At 64.2% G+C, this 10146-nt stretch carries 11 protein-coding genes; 4 read left to right on the top strand and 7 right to left on the bottom strand.

Annotated features, from left to right (window positions below; all coding sequences use genetic code 11):
• A partial coding sequence (locus ACE3S9_RS08845; RefSeq protein WP_374546079.1) for a DUF4105 domain-containing protein occupies positions 1-567 on the bottom strand: 567 nt, incomplete at its 3' end.
• A 204-nt stretch (positions 568-771) separates the two neighbouring features.
• Here ACE3S9_RS08845 and ACE3S9_RS08850 point away from each other — a divergent pair.
• Both ACE3S9_RS08850 and ACE3S9_RS08855 read left to right on the top strand, forming a co-directional pair.
• Positions 772-1038 carry a hypothetical protein gene (locus ACE3S9_RS08850; RefSeq protein ID WP_374546080.1) on the top strand — a complete coding sequence of 89 codons (267 nt, stop codon included), beginning with the start codon at positions 772-774 and terminating at the stop codon, positions 1036-1038.
• A 321-nt stretch (positions 1039-1359) separates the two neighbouring features.
• Positions 1360-1905, top strand: a complete 546-nt coding sequence (locus ACE3S9_RS08855; RefSeq protein ID WP_374546081.1) for an Lrp/AsnC family transcriptional regulator — start codon at positions 1360-1362, stop codon at positions 1903-1905.
• Positions 1906-1953: 48 nt separating this feature from the next.
• On the opposite strand, the gene cysE is transcribed toward ACE3S9_RS08855, so the two are convergent.
• The 4 genes from cysE to ACE3S9_RS08875 all read right to left on the bottom strand — a co-directional run bounded on the left by cysE (position 1954) and on the right by ACE3S9_RS08875 (position 6267).
• Positions 1954-2835, bottom strand: a complete 882-nt coding sequence (gene cysE, locus ACE3S9_RS08860) for a serine O-acetyltransferase (protein ID WP_374546082.1) — start codon at positions 2833-2835, stop codon at positions 1954-1956.
• Positions 2832-3098 carry a hypothetical protein gene (locus tag ACE3S9_RS08865; RefSeq protein ID WP_374546083.1) on the bottom strand — a complete coding sequence of 89 codons (267 nt, stop codon included), beginning with the start codon at positions 3096-3098 and terminating at the stop codon, positions 2832-2834. Before ACE3S9_RS08865 ends, cysE begins: the two co-directional genes overlap by 4 nt.
• A 154-nt stretch (positions 3099-3252) precedes the next feature.
• A complete protein-coding gene (locus tag ACE3S9_RS08870; protein ID WP_374546089.1) occupies positions 3253-5214 on the bottom strand; it encodes a family 2A encapsulin nanocompartment cargo protein cysteine desulfurase in 1962 nt (653 codons plus the stop codon).
• 105 nt (positions 5215-5319) lie between these two features.
• On the bottom strand, positions 5320-6267 hold the full coding sequence (locus ACE3S9_RS08875; protein ID WP_374546084.1) for a family 2A encapsulin nanocompartment shell protein: 948 nt from the start codon (positions 6265-6267) through the stop codon (positions 5320-5322).
• Between the two features lie 359 nt (positions 6268-6626).
• Here ACE3S9_RS08875 and cysK point away from each other — a divergent pair, with 359 nt between their 5' ends.
• Together cysK and epsC are read left to right on the top strand one after the other, a co-directional pair.
• Positions 6627-7604, top strand: coding sequence for a cysteine synthase A (gene cysK / locus ACE3S9_RS08880; RefSeq protein ID WP_374546085.1), 978 nt, complete (start codon positions 6627-6629; stop codon positions 7602-7604).
• Positions 7601-8542 carry a serine O-acetyltransferase EpsC gene (gene epsC, locus ACE3S9_RS08885; protein WP_374546086.1) on the top strand — a complete coding sequence of 314 codons (942 nt, stop codon included), beginning with the start codon at positions 7601-7603 and terminating at the stop codon, positions 8540-8542. The genes cysK and epsC overlap by 4 nt, the downstream gene beginning before the upstream one ends.
• 27 nt (positions 8543-8569) lie before the next feature.
• Here the strand turns inward: epsC and ACE3S9_RS08890 are convergent, their stop codons facing one another.
• Together ACE3S9_RS08890 and ACE3S9_RS08895 are read right to left on the bottom strand one after the other, a co-directional pair.
• A complete protein-coding gene (locus ACE3S9_RS08890) occupies positions 8570-8770 on the bottom strand; it encodes a hypothetical protein (RefSeq protein WP_374546087.1) in 201 nt (66 codons plus the stop codon).
• Positions 8771-9022: 252 nt separating this feature from the next.
• Positions 9023-10036, bottom strand: a complete 1014-nt coding sequence (locus ACE3S9_RS08895) for a sulfate/molybdate ABC transporter ATP-binding protein (RefSeq protein WP_374546088.1) — start codon at positions 10034-10036, stop codon at positions 9023-9025.
• Positions 10037-10146 lie beyond the last annotated feature (110 nt).

Here is a 10146-nt window from a genome sequence, read left to right on the forward strand (position 1 = left end):
AGCGTCCGCGACCGGCGAGAAATCGCTGCCTTTTTCGCGGCGAACCTCGACCGACCAGGACAATTTGCGGCCGTCCTCGAAGCCGAAGCTCATGATGAGATGAGCCATTTCCGGCCCGGCCCAATAAGCGAGGAACAGGTCGAGCGTCTTCAGCTTGCGCAGGTCGTAGCTCTGCGGCGCCCAATGTTCGGTGAAGTCGCCTTCGCTGCGCCAGGAGAAATCGCGCACGTCGGAGAGGGTCAGAATGTCGCCGTCGACCGCGCCGGTGGTCTGGCGCGCGACATCCGGCTGCCAGTCGCCGGTCTTGGGCGGCGTGATCGTGCTCCACCAGCCCGCCATGGCCGCGAAGGCCAAAGCGAAAGCGGCGAGGGCGCGCCAGCGCCGGGGTGTGAACAGCGCGGCCATGACGCCAAGACCGAACACAGCGAATAGCGCGGCCGTCAGCGGCCGCGCCCAATCCGGTCCGGGAAACCGGAACCACAAGGCGAGGCTTGACCACAGACTGAGCGGCGCGATGACCAGCAAAGCGGCCAAAAATGCGAGAAGGGAAGCCGCAAATCGTTTCAAACCAACCTCCAATGGCGGCGTGGCGAAGTCTCAAGCCTTTGAATCGGGCTTCTAAAGCAGAGCAATATCGGAGCGCGACGTTATTGTCATGGCGTGGGATCAGAGGAGGGCGGCATTTTGTCGCGCTTCAGCTGCGCATCAGGCTGCTATAGGACGCGATCCATCGGCTTATGCCGGAAAACAGGACGAGAGAGCCCGAGAAACATGAATCATAAACATCGCGCCGCCCTGCACAGCCTGTTCGCCCATCCGATCAGCGCCAATGTCGATCCCAAACTGGTCAAGACGACGCTGGAGGAGCTCGGCGCGGAAATCAGCCACGGCGGACATGGCCGCCTGACGGTTTCGCTGAACGGCCTTTCCCACGGCTTCCACGACAGCCAGCATAGCCTGTCCAAGGACGAGGTCGTCGCCATTCGCAACTTCCTCACCGAGGCGGGCGTCGATCCCGCGCGGGATTATCCGCTCTGATCTTGCCGCAATGATCGCGGGCGCGCCGATTTGTGCGCGCCCGCCTTGCCCTGAGGGCCGCCACCGCGCGCCCGCATTCGGAAAGCGCCCGGAGCGGCGCCCCGACCTCTGAAAATTCTCGCAAAATTTGTCCGGCCGGTCTGTCCGCGTCCGGCGCGCTTCGTCGCGCCGCGAGCACTTGGTCGCGCCGTAGGCGCTCGCGTGGCGGCGAACTTTTCCCGCCGAACCGGCGGTCGGGAAATTCCATCTTTTCATTTGACATAATTCACTAGATTTATAGACTAAATAAACATCAAGCGAACCCAGCGGAGTCTCCGTCTCATGGACCGGATCGATCGCCATATTCTCAAGATTCTGCAGGAAAACGCCGCGGCGACGGTCGCCGAGATCGCCGACAAGGTCGGTTTGTCCCAGACGCCCTGTTGGAAACGGATCCAGAAGCTTGAGGCGACCGGGGTGTTGCAGAAGCGCGTCGCCATTGTCGCGCCGCACAAGGTCGGCATCGGGCTGACGGTCCATATCGCCATTCAGGCGGGCGATCATTCGTCCGAAACGCTGGAGCATTTCGTCCGCGCGGTTTCCGCCATGCCGGAAGTGATGGAGTTCAGCCGGCTGGCTGGCGAGGTCGATTACGTCCTGCGCGTGGTCGCGCCGAACATCGCCGCCTATGACGCCTTCTACAAGCGCCTCACCGCCATCGCGCCGCTGCGCAGCGTGTCGTCGCATTTCGTGCTTCAGCAGATCAAATCGACCACGGCGCTGCCGCTCGATCTGTCCGAGCGCGAGGAGGAAGTCGAAAATTTTAGTTCGGCCGCGCCGGCGGCCCGCGGCGTGAGCCGCAACGCCGCCAACCTGCGCCCGATCTGAGGCGCTGCTCAGATTTCGCGAGAGACGGCGCGGCGGCGGTCGCGCCGTTCAGATTTCGTAAGAGAACGAGTCATAGGCGAGCTGGCTCAGCAACTGGTCCATGTCGCGGTAAGGCTCGCCCTTGTTCGAGCGATTGACCACTTTGGCCGGCACGCCCGCCACGGTCGAATGGTCGGGCACGGGATGCAGCACGACCGAACCCGCCGCCACACGGGAAAAGGCGCCGATCTCGATATTGCCGAGAATTTTCGCGCCGGCCCCGATCATGACGCCGCGCCTCACCTTGGGATGCCGGTCGCCGGATTCCTTGCCGGTGCCGCCCAGCGTGACATTCTGCAAGATCGAGACGTCATCCTCGATCACCGAAGTGGCGCCGACCACGAAACCGGTGGCGTGGTCGAGAAACACGCCCTTGCCGATGCGCGCGGCGGGATGAATGTCGGTCTGGAACACGTCGGACGACCGGCTTTGCAGGTAGAGCGCGAAATCCGTCTGGCCCCGGGCCCATAGCCAATGGGCGAGGCGGTGGGTCTGGATCGCGTGATAGCCCTTGAAATAGAGGAAGGGCTCGATGAAACGGTCGCAGGCCGGGTCGCGGTCGATCACGGCGTTGATGTCGGCGCGGAAGGCGGCGCCGATCTCCGGATTGTCCTGAAGGGCGGCGGCGAAGGCCGCCACGATCTGCGCGCCCGCCACCAGCTCATTGGCGAGGCGGCCGGCGACGCGATGGACCACGGCGTCTTCGAATCCGGTGCGGTCGAGCACGGAGCGTCGCAGCAGCGACGCCAGATTGGGCTCATCGTCATAGGCGTCCTGCGCTTCCTCGCGCAGCTTGCGCCATAACAGATCCGCCGTTTCCACTTCATCCGAGGGGGACGGCGGCCTTTTGGCGCTTTCGATCAGAATGAGGTGGCGCGGCGCCGATGTCATCGCAGGGCCTCTTGCCGGGCGGGGCTGTCCGAGGCGCCGCCGAGAAAGATCAGGTCGTCGAGGTTCAGCGCGCCAAGTAGGCCGCGCGATTTGAACAGCCGACGCGCGGCGCGCTCGGCCTGTTCGGGCTCGGCGAAGAGAGCGCCTTCGAGCGGAACGAACGTCTGACTCGAAGCGAAAAAGCGGAACGCCTGACCGTTATGGTCCCGCGCGACAATGCCGGCGGTGCGTCCGGCGATCTGAATGACAAAGGCATGGGGCATGGACTGGCTTACGGCGCCGGAGGGGCGCCGCTCCCTCGAACGGCAGCGACGCTATAATAATATTTAATCTACCAAAATAGTCAATTAATATCCCGCCTCAAAAGAGCGGGTTTTCGCCGGGGGATTGTTTCTTCCCGGCGAAACTCTGACGGGATCAGTTGCGGCCTTGCAGCTTCAGCAGCACGTCGACCAGCAGGTCGACATCCTCGCAGGTATTGTAGAAGGCGAGCGACGGGCGCACCGTGGCTTCGAGGCCGAAGCGGCGCAGAATCGGCTGGGCGCAATGATGGCCCGAGCGCACCGCAATGCCCTCGGCGTCGAGCGCCTTGCCGATTCCGATGGTGTCCTTGCCCTCGATCACGAAGGACAGCACGCTGGCCTTTTCGCGCGCCGTTCCGATCAGCCGCAGCTTCGGCACCGCCAGCATTTTGGCGGTGGCATATTCGAGCAGGCCATGCTCATAGGCCGCGATATTGGCCATGCCGAGCGAATCGACATAATCGATCGCCGCGCCGAGGCCGACCGCATCGGCAATATTGCCGGTGCCGGCCTCGAACCGCTCCGGCGGGCCCTGGAACACGGTCTTTTCGAACGTGACGTCGGCGATCATATTGCCGCCGCCCTGCCAGGGCGGGGTCTGGGCGAGAACCGAATCGCGGCCATAGACCGCGCCGATCCCGGTCGGCCCGAACACTTTGTGGCCGGAGAAGACGTAGAAATCGCAGCCGATCGCCTGCACGTCCACCGGCATGTGCGAGACGGCCTGAGCGCCGTCGACGACCACACAGGCGCCGTGCCGATGAGCCAGCGCGGTCATTTCCACGACCGGCGTGACCGTGCCGAGCGCGTTGGAAACCTGGGTGACGGAGACGATCCTGGTCTTCGGCCCGAGCAGTTTCTCATAGGCTTCGAGAATGATCTGGCCGTCGTCGTCCACCGGCGCGACGCGCAATTTCGCGCCGGTCTGGGCGCAGAGCTGCTGCCAGGGCACGATATTGGCGTGATGCTCCAGATGGCTGACGAGGATTTCGTCGCCTTCCTTCACATTGGCGCGGCCCCAGGACTGGGCGATGAAATTGATGCCCTCGGTCGCGCCGCGCACGAAAATGATGTCGCGCGTCGACGGCGCGTTGAGGAAGCGCCGGGTCTTTTCGCGCGCCGCTTCATAGGCGTCGGTGGCGCGCGCGGCCAGCGCATGGGCGGCGCGGTGGATGTTGGAATTCTCGTGCTTGTAGAAATCCGAAATCCGCTCGATCACCGCCAGCGGCTTCTGGGTCGTGGCGGCATTGTCCAGCCAGACCAGCCTCTTGCCGCCATTGACCCGCTCCTGCAGGATCGGGAAGTCGCGCTTGATGGTTTCCGGATCGAGCGGAAAGCCCGCCGCGCCGCGCGCCGGCGCGGCCAGCGGACGAAGGTCCAGCTCCAGGAAATTATAGGTCGCGGCCGGGGCATGCGTCGCTGCGGGGCTTTCGGCGGTCGCGCCGGAGGGCGTGGCCGGGACGCTCGCAGGGGCCTCGAAGGCGGTCGGCGCCGCGACGGGATGCGGCTTGACCGCCAGGGCCTGCGGCTGCGCCGAGAGCAGCGTCGCCTCGCTCAGGAAATAGGCTTCTTCCGTGCTCGCGGCCGCTCCGGCGGAATCATAGGGATTGGCGCGATGGGCGGCGGGCACGAGCTGGGCGGTCTCGCCGAGCGAGACGGGAGCGTCAAACGGGCCGCTCGCGCCGGCGGAGGCGCCGGGCAGGGGCGGCTCGCCATAGCCGGGCGCCACGCTCGACAGGTTCGGGGCCTGCGGCGCGACGATGTTCGGCGTCGGGACGATGGAGGGAATGGTCGTCGGCGGCAGGTCCGGCGGTCCGACCAGCGGATTGGCGGGCGTATAGGGCGCGACCGAGGTGACGACATTGGGCGCCGGCGCGACGGCCGGGCTCGGCGGAAGGACCGGTACGCCGGGATCGACATTGGGCGCGAAGGTCTGGGTCGGCGTCAGATGGAACAAGGCGTTGGCCATTTGGGCGATGATCGAGGGATCGGGCGCGCCGGGCGCGGCGCCCGGGGCGAGCGGCCCGTCCTGGATCTGGCTCGTGGAAGCTTCTGACGCGGTGAGGCCAAGCGGCATTTCGGCGATCCTGAGAAAAGGTTTCGGCGCGGCGTCGGGGCCGCCGCCGGTCAAGGCGGCCGGCGGCGCGAAACACGCCGCCGGCAGCCCCGTCACGGAATCCCGTCACGCGTAGGTGAAGGGATATTGATGATATTTGCCGATCTCGACATCTTCGAGCACGGCCAGCGCGTCATGGGTCAGCACGGCGGTCGAGCAATAGAGCGAGATCAGATAGGAGGCGATCGCCTTGCGGTTGATGCCCATGAAGCGAACCGACAGGCTCGGCGCCACTTCGCCGGGAATGCCCGGCTGGAACAGGCCGATCACGCCCTGGCGCTTCTCGCCTGTGCGCAGCAGCAGGATCTTGGTCTTGCCGTTTTCATCGACCGGCAGCTTGTCCGACGGCGCCAGCGGCACGCCGCGCCAGGTGATGAAGGGCGTGCCGAACAAGGTGACGGTTGGCGGCGGCACGCCGCGGCGGGTGCATTCGCGGCCGAAGGCGGCGATGGCGCGCGGGTGGGCCAGGAAGAAGGCCGGCTCTTTCCAGACCTTGGTGAGCAGTTCGTCGAGATCGTCCGGCGTCGGCGCGCCGCTGCGGGTCGAGATGATCTGCGAGGGCGCGGCATTGGCGATCAGGCCATAGTCGCGGTTGTTGATGATCTCGCTTTCCTGCTTCTCCTTCACCTTTTCGATCAGCAGGCGCAATTGCTCCTGAATTTGATCGTAGGGGTGGCTGTAGAGATCGGAGACGCGGGTCTGGACGTCGAGAATGGTGGTGACCGCGTTCAGCGAATATTCGCGCGGGTGGTCCTCATAATCGACGAAGGTTTCCGGCAGGTCGGCGTCGCGGTCGCGCGCGGGGCTACATTCGACGTCGGCGTCGGTCAGCGCCGAATCTTCCTTGACGCGGTTCAGGCGATAGATGCCGGCCTCGACCGGCGTCCAGGGCAGGAAGGACACCAGCCAGCGCGGCGTGATGCCGGACCATTGCGCCCGGGTCTTGGTGGCGTTGGCGAGCTGCCTTGCGGCCGATTCGCTCAATGTTCTTCGGAGTTCAGTATCTTCGGCCATAGGACCCTCGTCTTGGCTGCTCAAGGATGAGCGCGGCGCAGAATAATCTTCTTTTAAGTAAGAAAATTATTCTATACTCTGTTTGCCTGTTATATTTGCTTGAGTAGTACGTAATTCTTATGTCGACAAGCCCAAAGACGGACACGAAATGGAAATAAAATACGCTGTATAATATACAAAAATACTTGATTGTTTTCACGGAAAGATGACAGGCGCGCCGCCGGCGGGAGCGCCCGTCCACATCTCCATTTGCTTGCGCCGCGCGCGGCCAGGATGAAATTTAGATTGCCAACAGCGATAAATCGACTAATTTTATAGATACAATATATCATTTGCTCGCAGGAGCGATGGAGGCTTTCATGGCGCGTTGGTATGAAGACAATTCCCAGTCCATCGGTCATACGCCGCTGGTGCGGCTCGATCGCGTGATCGACCACGCGCCGGCGACCGTCCTGGCCAAGATCGAAGGCCGCAATCCGACTTATTCGGTCAAGGACCGCATCGGCACGGCCTTGATTCAGGACGCGGAAAAGAAGGGCCTGCTCGGCCACGGCAAGGAAATCATCGAGCCGACCAGCGGCAATACCGGCATCGCTCTGGCCTATGTCGCCGCCGCGCGCGGCATCCCGCTGACGCTGACCATGCCGGAGACTATGAGCCTGGAGCGCCGCAAGCTGCTGATCGCCTTCGGCGCCAAGCTGGTGCTGACCGAAGGCCCCAAGGGCATGTCCGGCGCCGTGGCCGAGGCCGAGCGCATCGCCGCTTCCGATCCCAACAAATATGTGCTGCTGCAGCAGTTCAAGAACCCGGCCAATCCGGCGATCCACGAGACCACCACCGGCCCGGAAATCTGGGACGACACCGACGGCGCCATTGATTTCCTGATCTCGGGCGTCGGCACCGGCGGCACCATCACCGGCGTCTCGCGTTTCATCAAGCACACCAAGGGCAAGGCGATCCAGTCGATCGCGGTCGAGCCCGAGGCGAGCCCGATTCTGACCCAGAAGCTGGCGGGCGAGCCCCTCAAGCCCGGCCCGCACAAGATCCAGGGCATCGGCGCCGGCTTCATTCCCGATGTGCTCGATCTCTCGCTGATCGACGGCGTGGAGCGCGTCAGCAATGAGGAGGCCATCCATTACGCCCGCCGGTTGGCGCGCGAGGAGGGCATCCTGTCCGGCATTTCCAGCGGCGCCGCTTTGGCCGCCGCCGCGCGTCTCGCGAAAAAGCCCGAGAACGCCCACAAGACCATCGTCGTCATCCTGCCCGATTCGGGCGAGCGCTATCTTAGCTCGGTGCTGTTCGAGGGCGTGTTCGACGCCAAGGGGCTCGCCGCTTGAACCTGGTCCAAAGACCGATCGAGGAAGCGCTCGACGGGGTCGAAATTCCGGCCCTCGTCGTGGCGCTGCGCGATCTGCGGGCGGCGTCGCAAAAGCGCCGCTATCGCGGCGCGCCGCCGGACCTGCCGTCGCGCGAGGCTGTCATCGGCCTCGTCGACGGTCTGGCGGCGGCGCTTTATCCGCGCCATTTCGGCCCCTGCGGCCTGCGCGCGCGCGACGCCGACGGCTTTGTCGAGCGCAAGCTCGCCGAGACGCTGTCGGCTCTGCGCGCCCAGATCGCTCTGGAATTGCGTCTGGCCGGCGAGAAGGATGGCCACGATCACGCCATCGCCCGCCATGCAGGCGAGATCGTGACGGCTTTCGCGGCGACCTTGCCCAAGGTGCGCGCGGTGCTCGACACCGACATCCTCGCCGCCTTCGAGGGCGACCCCTCCGCCAAGAGCGTCGATGAGGTGGTGTTCTGCTTTCCGGGCGTCTTCGCGGTCATCCGTCACCGGCTGGCGCATGAACTCTACGGGCTCGGCGTTCCGATGCTGGCGCGTATCATCGCGGAGAGCGCGCATTCGCGCACCGGCATCGACATTCATCCGGGCGCGCGGATCGGCGAAGGCTTTTTCATCGATCACGGCACCGGCGTGGTGATCGGGGAAACCACCATCATCGGCCGCCATGTTCGGCTTTATCAGGCGGTGACGCTCGGGGCGAAACGGTTCGAGAAGGACGGCGACGGCGCGCTCTTGAAGAACTACCCGCGTCATCCGATCGTCGAGGACAATGTGGTGATCTATGCCGGCGCCACCGTGCTCGGCCGCATCACCATCGGGCGCGGCTCGTCCATTGGCGGCAATGTCTGGCTCACCCATTCCGTGCCGCCCGGCAGCAACATCACCCAGGCGACCGCCCGCGAGGAAACCTTTCACGACGGCGGCGGCATCTGACCGCCGCCATTTCTGCGACCGGGCTCGTTAGGTTGCGCGCGGACCGACGCCCGGCGTGACAATGGGCTTTTTCAGCGCGGGCCCATCCAGCGGCCGGGCGTTATAGGCTGTCACGCAGCTCCAGACGAGGCCCGCGAGCAGGACCAGGCCGAGCAGGGCCGCGAGAATCCGCCGCACGCGCGACAGGCTCCCGAACTGCAATTGCGGATGGGCGATCTCAAAAGCCATGACGGCCTCCCGGCGAAACGCCTCGCTTCAAGCCTGATAATATTACATTTAGTCGATAGAATAAATATAATAATTATGGACGAAAACGACGGGAGGCCTCGGCTCTCCCGCCGCTGGATCGTTTCATTGTTTCATGGAAACAATGAAACGATCCAGGTTTTTGTTTTGACGCGTATTCGCTTCGCGGACCTTCGGTTCTTTACGCGAACCGGTAGCCACTTCGCTCGAAAACGCTATAGCGCCGGCGTCGCGTCAGATCGAATATTCGAGCGGAAAATCACGCTCCGCGCGGAGCGCGAACCACACCTTGTCGCCGCGTTTCAGCTCCAGTTCCTGGAAGGTTTGCGCCGGAACGTCGACGTCGACGCGGGATTTGTCGTCGCGCTCCAGTTCGACCTTCACCACCGGTCCGCCGAAGCCGATGTGCGCGATTACGCCCTCTTCGCCTTCCGGTCCGGCGAATTCGGCGTCGCGGTGGAGGATGATGTCATGCGGCCGCACCAGCGTGCCGCCATGGCCGGAGCGGCCGTGGAACAGATTGTAATTGCCCAGGAATTTGAAGACGAAGGGATTGGCAGGATTTTCATAGATTTCCTGCGGCGAAGCGAATTGCTCGATCCGTCCGCCGTTCATCACCGCGACGCGGTCGGAGACTTCCAGCGCCTCTTCCTGGTCGTGAGTCACGAATATGGTCGTGACATGGATGGTGTTGTGCAGCGTGCGGAGCCAGCGGCGCAATTCGCGGCGCACCGTGGCGTCAAGGGCGCCGAAGGGCTCGTCGAGCAGCAGCACGCGCGGCTCGACCGCCAGCGCGCGGGCGAGCGCCACGCGCTGGCGCTGGCCGCCCGAGAGTTGCGACGGATAGCGCTGCGCGAAATTGCCGAGCTGGATCAATTCGAGCAGCGACTGCACCTTCGCCTTGATCTGCTCCTCGCTGGGCCGCTCGCGCCGCGGCTTGGCGCGCAGGCCGAAGGCGATGTTCTCGAACACGGTCAGATGTTTGAACAAGGCGTAATGCTGGAAGACGAAACCGATGCCGCGCCGGCCGAGATCGACGCCGGAGACGTCCACGCCGTCGAAGGCCACCGGGCCGGAGCCGGCGTCGGCCTGTTCGATGCCGGCGATCACCCGCAGCAGGGTCGTCTTGCCGGAACCCGACGGGCCGAGCAGGGAGACCAGTTCGCCGGAATTGATCTTGAGGTCGACATTCTTCAGCACTTTCACAGGGCCGTAGCTCTTGCTGATATTCTGAACTTCGATGGTCATGGCGGAGAGCCTTCTCGATCAGCGCCGGGATTCGCCAGCGGTCTTCAATTCGATCGCGATCTTGGCGATCAGCGAGAACACCGCGAGCAGCGTGAGGACGGAGGCGACGG

The sequence above is a fragment of the Rhodoblastus sp. genome, from assembly GCF_041915505.1.
Lineage (GTDB): Bacteria > Pseudomonadota > Alphaproteobacteria > Rhizobiales > Beijerinckiaceae > Rhodoblastus.

Coding starts and splice junctions, on each gene's coding strand:
- ACE3S9_RS08850 (WP_374546080.1), top strand. CDS start 772: ATGAATCATAAACATCGCGCCGCCCTGCACAGCCTGTTCGCCCATCCG.
- ACE3S9_RS08855 (WP_374546081.1), top strand. CDS start 1,360: ATGGACCGGATCGATCGCCATATTCTCAAGATTCTGCAGGAAAACGCC.
- cysE (WP_374546082.1), bottom strand. CDS start 2,835: ATGACATCGGCGCCGCGCCACCTCATTCTGATCGAAAGCGCCAAAAGG.
- ACE3S9_RS08865 (WP_374546083.1), bottom strand. CDS start 3,098: ATGCCCCATGCCTTTGTCATTCAGATCGCCGGACGCACCGCCGGCATT.
- ACE3S9_RS08870 (WP_374546089.1), bottom strand. CDS start 5,214: ATGCCGCTTGGCCTCACCGCGTCAGAAGCTTCCACGAGCCAGATCCAG.
- ACE3S9_RS08875 (WP_374546084.1), bottom strand. CDS start 6,267: ATGGCCGAAGATACTGAACTCCGAAGAACATTGAGCGAATCGGCCGCA.
- cysK (WP_374546085.1), top strand. CDS start 6,627: ATGGCGCGTTGGTATGAAGACAATTCCCAGTCCATCGGTCATACGCCG.
- ACE3S9_RS08890 (WP_374546087.1), bottom strand. CDS start 8,770: ATGGCTTTTGAGATCGCCCATCCGCAATTGCAGTTCGGGAGCCTGTCG.
- ACE3S9_RS08895 (WP_374546088.1), bottom strand. CDS start 10,036: ATGACCATCGAAGTTCAGAATATCAGCAAGAGCTACGGCCCTGTGAAA.